The sequence below is a fragment of the Flavobacterium sp. W22_SRS_FP1 genome (assembly GCF_052113685.1).
Lineage (GTDB): Bacteria > Bacteroidota > Bacteroidia > Flavobacteriales > Flavobacteriaceae > Flavobacterium.
Map to the genome: position 1 here is coordinate 16,631 of NZ_JBGQOE010000032.1, position 16,211 is coordinate 32,841.

General features: G+C 33.0%; 16 protein-coding genes. 1 reads left to right on the forward strand and 15 read right to left on the reverse strand.

Going from position 1 to position 16,211, the window contains the following annotated elements; all coding sequences use genetic code 11:
* Positions 1 to 541: 541 nt before the first annotated feature.
* The 15 genes from ACEN2H_RS13900 to ACEN2H_RS13970 are packed head-to-tail and all read right to left on the reverse strand — an operon-like array spanning position 542 to position 14,517.
* Positions 542 to 1,429 carry a glycosyltransferase family 2 protein gene (locus ACEN2H_RS13900; RefSeq protein ID WP_441733363.1) on the reverse strand — a complete coding sequence of 296 codons (888 nt, stop codon included), beginning with the start codon at positions 1,427 to 1,429 and terminating at the stop codon, positions 542 to 544.
* The gene (locus ACEN2H_RS13905) at positions 1,426 to 2,451 is read right to left on the reverse strand and encodes a glycosyltransferase family A protein (RefSeq protein ID WP_441733364.1); all 1,026 of its coding nucleotides are present in this window, start codon (positions 2,449 to 2,451) and stop codon (positions 1,426 to 1,428) included. Before ACEN2H_RS13905 ends, ACEN2H_RS13900 begins: the two co-directional genes overlap by 4 nt.
* Complete coding sequence (locus ACEN2H_RS13910) at positions 2,451 to 3,341, reverse strand: glycosyltransferase family 2 protein (protein WP_441733366.1); 891 nt, start codon at positions 3,339 to 3,341, stop codon at positions 2,451 to 2,453. The genes ACEN2H_RS13905 and ACEN2H_RS13910 overlap by 1 nt, the downstream gene beginning before the upstream one ends.
* The gene (locus tag ACEN2H_RS13915; protein ID WP_441733368.1) at positions 3,335 to 4,540 is read right to left on the reverse strand and encodes a hypothetical protein; all 1,206 of its coding nucleotides are present in this window, start codon (positions 4,538 to 4,540) and stop codon (positions 3,335 to 3,337) included. Before ACEN2H_RS13915 ends, ACEN2H_RS13910 begins: the two co-directional genes overlap by 7 nt.
* Before the next feature lie 11 nt (positions 4,541 to 4,551).
* Positions 4,552 to 5,475, reverse strand: coding sequence for a glycosyltransferase family 2 protein (locus tag ACEN2H_RS13920; RefSeq protein ID WP_441733370.1), 924 nt, complete (start codon positions 5,473 to 5,475; stop codon positions 4,552 to 4,554).
* A 2-nt stretch (positions 5,476 to 5,477) separates the two neighbouring features.
* Positions 5,478 to 6,506, reverse strand: coding sequence for a glycosyltransferase family 2 protein (locus tag ACEN2H_RS13925; RefSeq protein WP_441733372.1), 1,029 nt, complete (start codon positions 6,504 to 6,506; stop codon positions 5,478 to 5,480).
* Between the two features lie 5 nt (positions 6,507 to 6,511).
* Positions 6,512 to 7,645: a glycosyltransferase WbsX family protein gene (locus ACEN2H_RS13930; RefSeq protein ID WP_441733374.1), complete on the reverse strand. Its 1,134-nt coding sequence runs from the start codon at positions 7,643 to 7,645 to the stop codon at positions 6,512 to 6,514.
* A gap of 21 nt (positions 7,646 to 7,666) precedes the next feature.
* Positions 7,667 to 8,518, reverse strand: coding sequence for a glycosyltransferase family 2 protein (locus tag ACEN2H_RS13935; RefSeq protein ID WP_441733376.1), 852 nt, complete (start codon positions 8,516 to 8,518; stop codon positions 7,667 to 7,669).
* Positions 8,515 to 9,423 carry a glycosyltransferase family 2 protein gene (locus ACEN2H_RS13940; protein WP_441733378.1) on the reverse strand — a complete coding sequence of 303 codons (909 nt, stop codon included), beginning with the start codon at positions 9,421 to 9,423 and terminating at the stop codon, positions 8,515 to 8,517. Before ACEN2H_RS13940 ends, ACEN2H_RS13935 begins: the two co-directional genes overlap by 4 nt.
* A 19-nt stretch (positions 9,424 to 9,442) precedes the next feature.
* A complete protein-coding gene (locus ACEN2H_RS13945; RefSeq protein WP_441733380.1) occupies positions 9,443 to 9,592 on the reverse strand; it encodes a glycosyltransferase family 2 protein in 150 nt (49 codons plus the stop codon).
* On the reverse strand, positions 9,585 to 10,706 hold the full coding sequence (locus ACEN2H_RS13950; RefSeq protein ID WP_441733382.1) for a glycosyltransferase: 1,122 nt from the start codon (positions 10,704 to 10,706) through the stop codon (positions 9,585 to 9,587). Before ACEN2H_RS13950 ends, ACEN2H_RS13945 begins: the two co-directional genes overlap by 8 nt.
* Entirely contained in the window at positions 10,687 to 11,388 is a 702-nt protein-coding gene (locus ACEN2H_RS13955; RefSeq protein WP_441733384.1) for a class I SAM-dependent methyltransferase, read from the reverse strand. Before ACEN2H_RS13955 ends, ACEN2H_RS13950 begins: the two co-directional genes overlap by 20 nt.
* Positions 11,388 to 12,305: a class I SAM-dependent methyltransferase gene (locus ACEN2H_RS13960; protein ID WP_441733385.1), complete on the reverse strand. Its 918-nt coding sequence runs from the start codon at positions 12,303 to 12,305 to the stop codon at positions 11,388 to 11,390. Before ACEN2H_RS13960 ends, ACEN2H_RS13955 begins: the two co-directional genes overlap by 1 nt.
* Positions 12,306 to 12,321: 16 nt before the next feature.
* Positions 12,322 to 13,593 carry an ABC transporter ATP-binding protein gene (locus tag ACEN2H_RS13965; protein WP_441733387.1) on the reverse strand — a complete coding sequence of 424 codons (1,272 nt, stop codon included), beginning with the start codon at positions 13,591 to 13,593 and terminating at the stop codon, positions 12,322 to 12,324.
* Between the two features lie 51 nt (positions 13,594 to 13,644).
* Entirely contained in the window at positions 13,645 to 14,517 is an 873-nt protein-coding gene (locus tag ACEN2H_RS13970; protein WP_441733388.1) for an ABC transporter permease, read from the reverse strand.
* 163 nt (positions 14,518 to 14,680) lie between these two features.
* Between ACEN2H_RS13970 and ACEN2H_RS13975 the strand changes: the two genes are divergently transcribed.
* Positions 14,681 to 15,421: a tyrosine-protein phosphatase gene (locus ACEN2H_RS13975; RefSeq protein ID WP_441733390.1), complete on the forward strand. Its 741-nt coding sequence runs from the start codon at positions 14,681 to 14,683 to the stop codon at positions 15,419 to 15,421.
* Positions 15,422 to 16,211 lie beyond the last annotated feature (790 nt).

Below are 16,211 nucleotides of genomic sequence, written 5' to 3' on the forward strand. Positions count from 1 at the left end.
AACCCCGTAATCAGAAGCATCTGATTGTTGTAAGACCTCGAGTATTCCAGTACTCGAGGTTTTTTTTTGGCTATAATCCGCGATAATTAGAGCTATTTCGTCAAGACCGGACTTTTGTTTGGTCAAGACCGTGCAAAAAAAATGTCCGCACGAGATCAATATTTGGTCTTGCTTGAATTGTATATCACTTAATTGTCCTACAAGCCTGCTCTTTTAAACCCTAGATGTGCAAATAAAATAAGGAGTATTTATGCCAAAGCAAAAAAACTGATCTAAAAAAGTAATTTTAAGTCCTTTTTTTACATAAAAAAAGCTCAAAAATACCGGCTAGAACCCCGTTTTTTTGAGCAAATTGATTAGTGTAAGACCTCGAATAATTCCAGTTATTCGTCGTATTATTGGATAAAAGTAGTGAAATGTTTCAATATGCGGTGGAATATTTTATAAAAATATCTCAATGGTATATGAATTTTAGTTTAAATCAATTTTTTCTTCAGCTCTCTCATGAAATTATTATCATTTAAACTCAGGTAAGATATATTTAATGAAAAATAGGAGAGGCTAATTCCTGCTTTTTCTTAATAACTAATTTTGAAACAGGTTTTCTATATTGTAGAACTTTTGGTATTTGTACTATTATAATACCAATAGTTTTAAAATAGCTTTTAAAAAAAAATCTGTCTTCTAAAGCGTATTTTGTAAAATTATGCCAAAGCATTTTCATTATTTTAAAACTTGGATTTTTATGGTACACTATAAAATAAAAAACTGTGTTTTTCAATTGCTTTTCGAATCTAAAATAATTCATACCACTATTTAATCTCGCTTGCGTATTTACACGATGATTTACTGAAATCCTATTGGTATATAGTATATCTTCCTTATTAGCTATCACTTCAATTGCAACACAGGATTCCTCGCCGTAAATATCTATCCATACAGGAAATCCATTTGTTGCTAAATAGGAACTTTTAGTAATCGCAAAACCGCAACCTACAAATTCATTGCATAAATATTCAACTTTTTGATTTGGCTTTTGTGACAAAGCTTCTTCATCATTTTTAAAAACACCTTTAATTTCTTGGAAAGCGATAATTCCCAAATTATTATTTTGTTCAAATATAGATGCAACAATTGTGATAAAATCATCTTGTAGTGGGTGTGCATCATCATCAAATCCAATAAAAATAGTACCCGTAGCTTTTTTGTAAAGGAGATTCCTTGCACTCGAAGCTCCAATACTATCCTTTAAAACTGTCCAATTGACCCAATCAAATTGATTTACTAACTCTTCTGAACCATCGGTGCATCCATCCAGTAAAACCAGTATTTCATGTATCGAAATATCCACCATACTTTTTAATCTACTTAAAGTAAAAGCTAACGCTTCCCTTCTGTTTTTTGAAATAATCAGTATAGAAGCTTTCATTTGGGAACAATATTATTAAAATTATGCAACATTGATTTTGGCAAATTTTTCCACCGATAGAAAATTTTTGAAATTGAGTCATTAAATAAAAAGGTAGTAAACAGCTTGTTCTTAAACAAAAACAATAATGAATTAAGACGTTTATTTTCTTTAAAGCCCGAATCAATAGCACTTCTTTTATTTTCAACATGTGTGTTTGCGAACATCCAATCTTCAATAACATTCCCCATATGATAGGCATGATTATCATAAGTAGTTACTCTCCAATAATCATATTGCAATGGTAAAGTGTCTAAATAATTTTCCGAATCTCCGCCTAATTTGTAATTCAGGTGCGATTTCATTTCCTGAAACATTTGCTTTTTATATGTAGCTACAAAATGTCCGGAACCTACATACACGTTAACCCCATTATGTTCTAACCCTAAACCATATTTGAGATAATCTTTATTATAACTCCTGTCCCAACCAATACTGTCATAAAAATGCATCAACCCTTCAGCTGATTGGATAGGAATAAATTTTAATTTTTCACTAAAAAGAGTATCAAAGAGAACATTTCCACACTTATTTTTGAACATATTAAATTGAGGCACGATACCTACTACACCAGCTTTTGGTAGTGTTCTAAATATTTTTGTAGTCTCAAATTGCCAATTATCTAAAAACAATACATCTGCGTCTGCAATAGTAACGAGTTCTATGTTGTTCCCTGCAAGCCCTTTTAGCACTGCATTTAGTTTCCCTATGTTGTCAGTATGAATGAGTTCTTGTATTTGGCCCTTACGAAACATTTGGTCCAGATACTCAATAACTATTTTACAACTTCCATTATTAACAACAGTAATATAGGTTCTGTTGTGAACCGTTTTCAACAAGGATTGTAAACATAATTGAAGAATTTCCAAACTGTCTTTGAAATACCGCTCTTGATGAGGTATATATACCGGAATAACTACCTGATGTAGGTAGTCTGATTGCAATATTGCTTTATCTTTGTGAGGGTTGTAGCCTATTCGCATTAGTTAATCTTGAGTATGTTTTTTATAATTGATTTTAGAAAGTTAAAGTAGCTTACAAATAGAAATTTGCTCAAATAATAACCAGATAATTTCATAAAATAACCAACATTTTTTTTATCGTTGAGATAACTTTTATTTATTTGTACATATAACTTATCCCTTTGAGTTGCATTAAAATAATGTAAGTGGTAAGCTATTAAATAATAATAAAAATCAAAAACTGCTTTGTATTTTAACTTTAAATTATCCTGTTTACCTGAAATACTCAAATCGGTAATGCGTATGTACACTTTTGAATCATTAATTGAATATACATTTTTGAAATTAGAAAATTCCAGAACAGCTAAAACGTCTGATTTCCAAGCGAGAGGAAAATCTTTAAATCCTATTTCGCTTATTTTAGTTTTTCTAAAAATATATTCACTTAATGACGACCTCACATTTCTAAAAAAAAAATCTGTTGAATACTCTATTTTCGGATGAATATATTGAGACGAAGTCAACAATCCTAATGCATCTATTTTACAAGTTGAATAACGTACAACATTAGCTATAGCATCTATTTCATTCAAATTTTTATAAAATTCATCAACAACATTTTCTTCCAATAAATCATCGTCTCCCAAAAACATAACCCATTCTTCACTACCTGCTGTTTCCAAACAACGATTCCACTGTTTCACTAATGAAGTACCTCCTAAATTTGTTTTAAAATAATGATAAACAAAATCAAATTTCCCTTTGAACTTTTCTAACAAATCATTTGGACTTTCAGGACTAGCATCATCTCCAATATACACTTTAAATCTTTTATCCGTTTGATTAGCTAATGAGTTGAGTGTTGCTTCAAAAAAAGTGACCTTGTAATATGGAATTATAATAGCTAACATCCTAAAATTTCATTAAGTCTTTCTTTAAATAGTTCATTCCCAAAATAATCCCCAAAGCAATCAACATTCTCATTAGAAACCAACCTTTTTTCAATAAGTATTTTTAATTTTACTTTTACATCTGCTACATCTCCTCCATTTGCAATCAATTCAGGATCTTCGATAATTTGTCTTAGTTCACTCCGCTCCGGTGACACACAAAACACAGGTTTATGCAACGAAGCTAAAAAAGGTGCTTTGCCTACTAAAATATTACAATATAGTGGTCCGTTCTCTAATATGACGTTTATATCGGCAATGTGTGTTTGTTCATAAGCTGAATTAGAAAAATTCAACGTAGGCAAAATCGCTATGTTGTCACAATCCTTATAGTTATCCCGCAACGCATTTACATCTCCGCCTCCTAACCGTAACACAAGTTCTGTTTCTTCTTTGATGATTACATTTTCAGTAACTAATGCTGAGTACGCATCCAAAAGCGTGTTGATTTTGCGTCCAAACTGAATCGAACCATGGTAGGCAATTGTCAGCTTCTTTTGTTTCAGTCTTACCTTCTGGATATCTGTTAAATCAAAAACTGATGGAGAAAATTGATGTGGTATAGTGGCGAATTTTTTTCGGGAACCATATAAAAATTCTAAATCATTAGACATTAATTGCGCTGTACTAATGCAAGCTTTGGCCTGCTGAACGACTTTATACATCGTTTTGAGTCGAAATAATTCTACACCAGACAGCTCATGATGAGAGCCTTGGTACCAAAAAAAAGGATAGGGATCGTGAAAATTAATAATAGCTTTTTTAAGAATGGGTAAATCTCTGGTGCCTAACAGCGTTTCATGATTCAAGCCTGAACTCCTTATAAAAACATGATCGTACTGCTCGTGTTTTATTTTTGAAATATTGGAACCATACAACTTATGTACAAACCGGTCGTATAAAGAAATATGAAAAAGTCTCCAAGAAATACGGTTGAGCCACTTAGTTAAAAAAGGTGATTTTAAATTTAGAACATGCGATTGAATGGAATCAACGGGCAAAAGATGTAGCTGATCTTCGCTGGAGTGATTTTTTAAATACAGTACATCAATAACCGACTCCGGATATGCCATGCGCAACTTCGCCAGAAAAGAGCGGGAAACGATCCCTTCACTTGCTCCTGATACCTTTAAGTTTTGTGCGATTACTAGAAATTTCATTTAAGTGACTATTATTTTTTAACCTTTTTCCAAATTCCATAAAAAAATAACCGCAAAGGTAAATGAGCATAAAATAATCTCCATTTTAGTCCTTCTATTTTTGGTAAATCTAAGGTATTTATAATTCTTTCAAACAGGTTGAATTCTTTATATTGCAAAGACACTTGAATAAAATAACGTAGTATCTCAATAGACAACATGTTTCTTTCTTTCAAATTTTTTACCACTAAATAAATAGCTTGTGCGTTTGATGCTCTTCTAAAAGGATTATTATTAAAGAATTCTCCTGTATTTGAATCTGCATGTTTACGCCCGTAAAATAACGATTTATTAATCGAGATTCCTTTAACTCCGTCAGAAATAATTCTCGAATACAATTCCCACTCTTCCGCATACATTAAATTTTCATCGAAACGATGATATTTAAAACACTCCTTTCTCCACATGACAGCACAAGAATTAAAAAGTAATTCATTTTTCAAAATGCGTTCAATATAATGACAATCTATATAAAAGGAAGTATATGTTTTTGAATAATCAAAATTATAAACAAAATCACCAGTAAAAATATCCCTTATGTACCTGCAAAATGAAACATCTTTTTTAGATAATTCGAACACACACAATTCTAAGTTTTGCGGATGTGCAATATCATCATCATCAAAAAATATAATATAATCGCCTTTGGCAAGGTCTAAACCGTAATTTCTGCTCCCCGGTAATCCTTTTTGATAATCTGGGGTTCGTCTAAAATATTTAAATCTTATATCTTGTTCTAAAATAGGGGCTAAAATTTCCTGGGTATTATCGGTTCCTCCATCGTTAATTATTAAACATTCCCAATCTGTGAATATTTGTGCTTGGATTGACTGAATGGATTCCAGTATACATTGCGCTCTGTTATAGGTCGCCATTATTATGGATACTTTTGGCATCGTTATTTCTTGAAAAATGAATATTTGATTAACGTTTTGATTGCTTTTTTATCCAAAAACAAACCGTATTTTTTTACAATATAAAAAGATTTGGAAAGATTAGTTTTCACACCCTTGTCTAGAATCATTAGATGAACTATTTTATCTAAGAATATTTTTTCAATGACATTTTTGTTTTGAAAATTAATATTGTGAGATAACTCTTGTTTGAATTGATTAATGACACTTTCATTCTCTATAATCCATTCAAAAGGTATTTTTTGATAGGTTAAAGATTTGGTTAAAAATTCCCTAATAATTAAACAATCCTTTTTTAACAATGTTTTTGAGAAACTGTCATACATTTTAATTACACTCTCATTAAAAATTTGTTTCTTTTCATTATCAAAAGCGATTTGATGCGTTAAACTTGTATCGTGTTTTCTATAACAATACAGTTTTTTTCTAAGTTGATAAAAACGACTATGTGAAATAGCCCGTAACCAAAAATCATAGTCTTCAACTAAAAAACAATTTTCATTATACCCTTTGTTTCTCTCAAAAACTTCTTTTTTGTAGAGAAAACAGTTCCCAATATAATTGCGGAATATTATATTTTCAAAATCAAGAAAAACAAAGTCCCTAACTTTTTCCCCATTATGATCAATTATTACCATATCGCTATACACTATATCAATATCATTTTCACAAAGTTTTTTTAACATCTCTTCGATAGCAATACTTTCAAATATATTATCATCGCTTGTCCAAGTTACAAAATCACCTTTTGCAATATGATGACCAATATTTAGACCAGCAGGTAAATTCTTTTTTTCGACATTATTAATGATTTTAATTCTATTGTCTTTGCTAGCATAGGACGTGATTATTTCCAAAGAATTGTCATTTGAAGAATCATAAACAATGATTAATTCTAAATTTTGGTAAGTTTGATTGAGGCAACTTTCTATAGATTGTGCCAAGAATTTTTCCCCATTATATACTGGAAGAACAATTGATACAAGAGGAATGCTTTTTAAATTAGATTTCACTTTTATTACTTTTTATTAAATTGCTCTTTGACTTTTTTTACTGCCTTAAGCCAACCCAGTCCGTACTTTGCATCAGGTTCTAAGTGATTTCCTTCAGCCCATTCATTCCACGATTTTATAATCACAAATTGTGGGTTGTGAGGATTTTTTAATAGTTCCTCCGCAGCAATTTGTAAATGATGCTGCCAATCTGTAGGATTGGCATTTATAAAAATTAATGATTTTTTTCCACTTCGCGCTGAGTTATCCCAATTAGGAAAAACGCAGGAAATATATTTAGTATTAGGAAATTTGATATTAAAATGAGTAACACCTTTTTTATAATCAAAAATTAACGGTTTCTTCCTTACACCTATTTTATAGGAAGCACTAAATTTTTCTATACATTTATTTTCAATTTTCCGTAACAAACTTTTTTCTTTAAAAAAAGGCTTTCTGCCGTACCGCATTTTAAAAAAAACATCCATTCCTATTTGGCCGTAAACGGCGGGATTATTCAACATAACATCTAAATGTGACACTACAGTAGCTATAAAATAAATACCCGAAAAACCTTGATTTATAGCCAAGTCATTAAATATTTTAATAAATAAATCTAAGTCTGGAATGTCCTCGATTCTATAAATATGAAACATGGGTTTGTTATCAACTTTTATATAGCGTTCATCTCTAAAAAAAGGTAGTAAATAATTAAAGTAATTTTTATAATCTTGCTCCCCATTATAAGTTTGCTCTATCAAAACCTTAGGATTATCTAATCCATGCCAGATTCCTTTCCAAGTTTCATTTGCCCAGCAAAAACAAAAAGGTGTGGTAATATCTATATTTTTCAGCATTTGTTCAGCTGGCTGTTCCAATAACATCTTCCCATTACCAAACCAATATTGATAATAAATAAAACCATCGATACCATAGTCTTGTGCCAATTGCGCCTGCTGGCGTTGGACTTCTGACACTCGTAAATCATAAAAACCTAATTCACCAGGCAATATAGGCTGTTCGTGGCCTTTAAAAAGTGGTCTTGCTTTCACTACATTGGTCCACTCGGTAAAACCTTTACCCCACCATGCATCATTTTCAGGAATGGGATGGAACTGTGGTAAGTAATATGCTAAAAATTGCATTTTATCTTCGGGCATCTCAATAGGATTAAATAATAATTATTTATTCTTTGGTCTTTTATATTTCCCAAAAATAGAAAACCCAAAAAATACAGAGGAAAAAACATCTATTGCAAACTTTTCGCTCTTTAATTTATGCTCCTGTTCATTTTTATTTTGAAGTAGTTCTTGTTTCATTTTTTTAAAAGACCCATAATGCTTCACAAAAAAATCTGCGTGCTTCACACTCAGATAGTCCGATAAATAATCTGCATTTTTATCATTAATAGTATTCAACATCGAATTTGACTTAATTCTATAATAAAAACCAACTTGCTCAATTCTTTTTACATTGCCACCATTCTTGAGCATAGCGATCCAAAACTCCCAATCTTCCCAACCATAAATCATCTTGACATCATATCCCCCAACTAATTCCCAATCTTTTTTGCGATATAGAGCTGTACAAAAAATCAAATTGTTTTGACTCAGGTTGTACAAGCTATAATCTGGTAGTTCCCAACGTCCTCTCTCAGTACCAAATTTTTCTGCAAAACAATACACTACTTTAAGAGTGTTATCATTTTCAAACACTTGTATTGCCTGCGCTAAATAATCGGGACTAATTTTATCATCAGCGTCCAATGGCAAAATAAACTCTCCTTGAGCTGAAGTAATGCCTGAATTTCTAGCAGCACTAAGTCCTGAGTTTGATTTTTGTAAATACTTAATTCGATTGTCTTTTGCTGTCCAATTCATTGCAACGGTTTCTGTTGCATCTTGTGAACCATCATTAACAATAATGCATTCCCAATTCGAGTATGTTTGATTCGAAATCGAAATCAAACATTCATCCAGGTACTGTGCTTGGTTGTAACAAGGAACGATTATGGAGACTAAAGGATTTTTCATATTCTTCCTAAAGTTAACAAAATTAAACTTTTAATTTTAAGTTCAATTTTATGTGTAGGGCTTGCTAAAATTGCTTTAAGCAAAAAATAAAACTTAGCACTATATTTCCTTGTATGCTTTACTGTTATAAATCTACCGAGATAATAGTCCGAGGCATATTCATCTATGTATTGCTTAGAAAGATTATCGTTTTTTAATTGGGCAAGCTTTCTTCTTTTATACGCTTTCTTCATCGCATAAAAATGCCAATATTTGGCTTTAAAAAGGTTCTCATTGTTTGATATACTGTTTATATGAATTCTATACCGATATAACACTTTATCCACAAACAAGTGCTGTCCCTGCTCTTCCATTTTATAATACAAATCCTGATCTACTGCGCGCTTCATTTTTGCATCAATTCCGCCAGATTGCAAATATTTCTTTTGTTTAAAAGTGGCAAAAGCGGTGAACGCAGCTTTTCCATAAGTCAAATAGGATTTGTTTACAGGAATTCCCTCACCGTGAGAACCATTTTCAATAAAATTCATTTCCAAATCTACCAATTCATATTTTGACGTAATTATCGCTACGTCCTCAAACTGTTTATGCAAAGCGACCATTGACTCCAGTGCATCATTTTTTAAGGCATCATCCGGATCCAAAAACCCACAAATCTCACCAGAGGCTAGTTCTGCACTTTTATTTTTAGTATAACCACAACCTTTATTTTCATTATTAAAGAAAATTTTAAAACGATTGTCATCACCTATAATTTGTTTCATAACAGCTACCGAATCATCTGTAGAACAATCATCCACGATAATCACTTCCCAATTAGCATAGGTCTGTGATAATATGCTCTTATAACAATCCTTAAAAAAATGCCCATTGTTATAATTAGCTATGAGTATGGAAAATAACATTATCTCTTTATTTTATATATTACACTCCTTCTAGAGAAACACCACCATCATCCACAAAGATACATTCCCAATTGACATAGGTCTGCGCAAACACGCTATCCAGCGTTTCGCCTATAAGATGAGCCCGGTTATAGGTAGGAATTATTATGGAAACCAGAGGGCTACTCATTTTTTTTTATCACTTTATTTATCAATATATCAATTTTCCCTAAATGCCGCTCCATTGTAAAGTTATTTTTTATTCTTTCTTTCCCCTTTTTTCCCAACTGCATTGCTAATTCTCTATTTCCCAAAAGTAACTTCATCTTTTCAGCCATAGCCGATACATCATGCTCCGCCACCAAGAGTCCGGTTTCTCCGTCAATAATCACATCCGGAATACCAACATGAAATGTTGCAAGCACAGGCAGTCCTGCCGCACTCGCTTCTAGAACAGCCACTGGAGTTCCTTCCTGATCCCCTGAAAGTGCGGTAACCGAATGCTGTACAAAGGCTAAGGAAGTTGACAAATAGTTCTTAAATTGTTCTTGAGTAAGTATTCCCGGTAACACAACACTATTTTCAATTTTTAGATACCGTATTAAATTATGGCATACTTCATACAACTCCCCTTTGCCTCCAATAATTAACAGGGCTTGCGGGTACTGCTGTAAAACCTGGCTAAAAGCCAAAATAGTATAATAAGGTGCTTTCTTGTCAACAAAACGACCCAGTCCGATAAAGGCAGGTTCTGAAAAAGCGGGTTGCATCTCGACAAAGGAGGGATGGGGTCCACAGGGATTATAAAGCACTTTCTCTTTTGGACAACCCAATTGAATTAGTTTCTCTTGCATAGCAACAGAAACCGCAATCACATAGGTACTGTAAGCAAAAACGTCGCGGTAGTTGTTGCAGTTTTCGATAACGACTTTTATAGAAGCATCATATCCATGGAAATGCGTAATCAAAGGAATGTTTATCTTTTTACAAATTTTCACTAGTCGATCAGCTGTAGGTCCATATTGTGCTAAAATAACTTGAATTTTATTCTTTTTTAGTGACTGCATAAAAGCCGTTTCATCAGCATTAAAAGTTTTGAATCCCAGTTTGCGTTTTATTTTTACCACCCAAGAAATGGAAGGAAGCATTAACTTTCCATATCCCTCCAAATACAGTGGCAAAACACCTCCATAATAATAATAAATCGTTCCATTCAAACCATTTTTTTGAGCTTGAATAAAGGTCTCCGAATAAGCGTTATGAGAAGGCGAAACCATCGCAATTTTATTTCGTTGCAATTCCATATAATCCTGTTATCATTTGACCTTCTAAAAATTGAATTGAAGAGCTCTTGTCTTTTCTAATCAAATACCCAATTATTGGTTTTAAGAGTATGGATAAATATTTCCTTATTCTTTTTGACATTGGACTTCTTCGGACCCATAATCCTAGCATTTGCGCTAATGAAGCATGCCATCCCCCTGTTGCTTGAATTTCTATTTCATTAAAACCTGAATTAATTAAATGTCTTTCCAATGAAAATGGCGTATATCTGTATTCATCATTAGGCACTTCATGTAAATTCCACAAAAAAGGAACTGTAAAGAAGAATACGCCATTAGGTTTCAATACTCTAAAAACTTCTTTTAAAACAATTTCAGGTTCAGGACAATGCTCTAATACTTCCGTTCCAAAAGCACAATCAAAACTATCATTTTCAAAAGGCATTACTTTACCATTCCAAGTATAATCTGGTTTTATTACAGTATCGTATTCTAAAGCTGTTTCAATATCCAAACCGACATACTTTGTTACCTTACTATTTTCTAAAATATAATTTTTATAAGGCATTTTACCACAACCAATATCTAATAAATCTCCCTTGAACTGAGGCAAAGCTTCTTTTAAAGCATTAAACAGTGAGGTTCTAATATAGTATCGGTCTAAGTTTTCTTTAGTAAAAGGAATCTTTGTAAAATTATCCATCAATAAGTTTTTTTAAATACTGCCAGTACATTTCTCCCCTTAACAAATCGACAAATAATTTTCTTAAGCAATATAGGCATTCTTTTATTTAAGAGTGTTAATAGCTTTCGGACAAAAACATTAGTAGCATTATTTATTTGAAAATCAATAAAATAAGAATAGGAAACTTCTAGAGGTTCAAATTCAATATTCACAAGTTGTATAGAAAAAATATTTTCAAGAGATTTTAATGAATTTTCATCCCAAAGACCTGCATGATGAGGAGGTAAATTCAAGGTGTGATATTTGTCATTAATAAACAAAAAAGGATTGTTATTTGGGACTCCTATGATTAACTTACCACTCTTTTTCAAAACTTCAACAGATGATTCGATAAAACTATGAACTTCTGTAATATGCTCCAACACTTGAAAAGAGCAAACCGCATCATAACTACTTTTACTTGTTTCAGCTTCTTCTTGTATCAGTTTTTGACTCACATCTAAATCCTCTTCCTTACATTTTATTACTGCAAGGGGGTTTAATTCTAGCCCTTTTGATTCAATTTTGTTTACTCTTAACAACTTTAGGAAAGCACCAAATCCAGAACCAATCTCTAAAACAGACGTATCTTCTCCAATATACTTTAAAGCTTTTTTATGCTCCCATCTGTCCGAGTAATAATTTTTCCTGTTCTTTGAAAGGTCTTCATAAAATTCTTTATCTCCAACCGAAGTAAATGGATAATAAAATTTATATCCGGTATCAAGGCATTTATATAATGATACTGTCTTATAATTCTTAAAAAAACGAATCACATCAATACTGATTTCTTTTTTATATTTCTGAATTATATGATTAGAATCAATTTCTAATATTTTTTCAACATTTGATGATTTTGTTAAGGGACTTAAAATTGTATTTTGCTTATTTTCCATCGAAAACCTGTTTATTTTAATCTATTTTATTTATTTTCCATGATGTATTTTGTTCTTTATACATTGCTGAACCTTTACTATAATAATAATCACGTTTTTCATTAAGAATTATTTCAAAACTACATGCATTTAGCACTTGATCAAATTTCTTTTTTAAAAAATTATCAGCAAAAAAAACATTTAGTTTATAAATCCCCGGATATAGGCTTAATTGTTTTATTTCAGATATAAGTTCATACGTTCCCGTTTCTTCACAAAACATATTTTCTTTACCAAGATTTAATTCATGTACAATTGGTTCGTCATTAACCGAAACAATTTGATAAGAAACAGCTGGTTGAATCAGTATCTCTGGTGAAAATAAATTTATTTTTATAACTAAGTCTTCTTTAAAATCATGATAAAAACTTTTTAGATTAGTCAAGACTTCTACCGATTTTATATGAGCAACGTCATTTCTTAATTCAGTATTATACATTATACTTATATCAAAATTAACATCCAAATACTGCTGTATAGCCTCGTCAATATCCCCATCAAACACAACCCCTCCATCTTCCAAAACTATCCCCCTTGTACACAACTGTTTCACCGCCGCCATATTGTGGCTCACGAACAACACCGTTCTACCACCTTCCTTTGAAATATCCTGCATCTTCCCAATGGCTTTCTTCTGGAATTCGGCATCGCCCACCGCCAATACTTCATCAATAATTAGAATATCTGGTTCTAAAAATGCCGCCACGGCAAAAGCCAAACGCACTGTCATTCCGCTGCTGTAACGTTTTACCGGCGTATCTATATACCGCTCACAACCGGAGAACTCAATGATTTCATCTATTTTAGATGCAATCTCTTTTTTGGTCATGCCCAGAATGGCGCCATTGAGGTAGATATTTTCACGTCCTGTCATTTCGCCATTAAAACCGGTTCCCACCTCGAGCAAGGAAGCCACACGGCCTCCAAACTTTATGTTTCCTGTAGTGGGAGCCGTAACCCGGGATAAGATCTTGAGCAAGGTAGATTTCCCCGCTCCATTTTTTCCTATAATCCCTAAAATTTCACCACGTTCCACCTCAAAATCTATGTCTTGTAGTGCCCAAACATAATCGCTGGTCCCTTTGGTAGTTCGGTCATTGGTATCGCCAATTTTTAAATAAGGATCTTCTTTTCCGCGCACCTGATGCCACCATCGATTCAAATCGTGCGCCATAGTGCCCGTGCCTACCTGCCCGAGGCGGTATTGCTTAGATATATTTTCGGCTTTTAAGATGATATCTTTACTCATTTATTATTGAAATTCTAATACAACTGATTACTAAAAACTGAACACTGACCACTACACTGTATCTATAAAACTCTTCTCCGTCCTATTAAAAATCAATACTCCTGCAAAAAACACAAACAGCGTTATTCCAAAAGTGTAGGCCAATCCCCAAACCGAAAGATGCCCCACACCCAACAGCATATAACGAGCAGTTTCGATCACATACGCTAAGGGGTTGTATTCAACCAGCCAGCCGTAATGAGGCAGTTTTTCTTTAATCAAAGCCATAGGATACATCACTGCCGATAAATACATCAGCAATTGCACTCCAAAGCCAATCAGATTACTAAAATCGCGGTATTTGGTTACCAGGGAGGAGATAAACATGCCCAATCCAAGCCCTAAGATTCCCATCAATACTATTAGTAGCGGAAAAAATACGGTGCTCGCATTCATTCCTATTGCCGCGCCCTGACTGTAATAATAGGCATAAAAACATAGAAGGATAAAAAACTGGATACCAAATTTCAATAGATTAGAAACCACAATCGACAAGGGCACAATGATACGTGGGAAGTAGACTTTACCAAATATTCCAGCGTTGGCTCCAAAAGTATTCGAGGTTCCGTTAAGGCAAGCTGTAAAATAATTCCAGACTGTGATTCCAGCCAAATTGAACAAAAACGGAGGTACGGTTCCCGTACTGATTCCTGCCAAATTATTAAAAATAATGGTGAAAGTAATGGAGGTAAATAACGGTTGTATCAAATACCACAGCGGGCCTAAAACGGTTTGCTTATAAACGGTCACCACATCTCTTTTTACAAAAAGAAGTAACAAATCTCTGTATTGCCAAACTTCCTTGAGGTTCAGCGAGAAGAATTTGTTTTTAGGTGTTATCTCAAACAGCCATTCCTTAGCGGTATTATTTTCTTTGTGGTTCATGTAATGACTAAATCTTCTACTCTCCATTTCTACTATAATGCAGGTTTTAGTTGAAGCGTTATTTAACAAATATAACGATTTGTCCGAAATATTGTGTTTAATTTAAGAATACTAATCGGTAAAATTTCATTTACTTTGTTCTCTTAATTATAAATACAGAAAAGTGTTTTTTTTCTCTAAAAATAAGCCGGTTCTAAAGGATTTAATTCCAGAGGGTCATATAGACATTCACTCGCATCTTTTGCCGGGTATCGATGACGGTGCCAAAAACTTTGCGGATACTTTAGGACTTACGAGAGCGCTTCAAGGTTTTGGCGTGACAGAGATTATCACCACACCGCACATCATTCAGCATGTCTGGGACAATACCCATGAACAAATTGTTGCTAATAAAAATGCGACAGTGCTGGAATTGGAGAAAAACGATTTAAAAATTCCTTTTCAAGCCGCCGCAGAATATTTGATGGACGATCAGTTTGTGCGTCTTTTTGAATCGAATGATTTATTGACCTTGAAAGATAATTATGTATTGGTCGAAATGTCATATATCAATGCACCTATACAATTGTATTCCATACTCTTTGACTTGCAGGTGGCAGGCTACATTCCAGTCCTTGCCCATCCGGAGCGTTATTTATTTTATCACAATAATTTTAATGAGTACGTGAAGCTAAAAAGAGCGGGCTGCCTGTTTCAACTCAATCTTCTAGCGGTTGTAGGTTATTACGGCGCTGAAATCACAAAAATAGCAGAACAATTGCTTGCCAAAGGAATGTACACTTATGTGGGGTCAGATGTGCATCATGACAGACATATTGCCGCCTTTGAGCAGAAAGTAAATTTGAAAGATTTGGCACCTTTAAAAGAGGCGATAGCCAACAATCAGTTTTTTAAGTTGGAATAATATTGATGCTGGAATTTAAAACAAAAAAATATCAATCTGTATTTTTGTGGGAATAGGAAATGATTTTCTTTTATATTACATACAAGAACACACCCCTAACCCCTCTCAAGAGGGGAATCCGCTGCCTCTTCTTTGGGAAGGAATCTGTGTTTTAACAATTTAAAATTACACTTATATCAATCGTTTAAAAATCAAACCAAAACATGTTCGTTGCTCTCCTTACTCCACTCTTCAGAGGGGCTGGGGTGTGTTTTTCATATTCAAAAATATAATCTAGACTTATAGGGGCTGGGGCTGTGTGTGTTTTCAGGTAATTTGTATTTCGACAATTGAAATCCTAAACTAAAACTCTAGGCAATTCGTTTAAAAATTAAACCAAAACTCTTTTATTGCACTTCTAACTCCCCTCTTCAGAGCGGCTGGGGGTGTGTTTTTCATATTCAGAAATATAATCTAGAGTTATAGGGGCTGGGGGTTTGTTTTTTCAGGTAATTTATATTTCAACAATTGAAATTCTAAACTAAAACTCTAGGCAATTCGTTTAAAAATTAAGCCGAAACTTGTTTATTGCACTTCTAACTCCCCTCTTCAGAGGGGCTGGAAGTGTATTTTTTTTGAGGGAATTTATATTTCGACAATTGAGATTCTAAACTAAAACTATACGAAATTCGTTTAAAAATTATACCAAAACTTGTTTATTGCTCTCCTAACTCCTGTATTGACCCCTTAAATAATCGGACACAATTATAAATCAAAAACTATAATTTTGTACGATGGAAAAACGAAAATT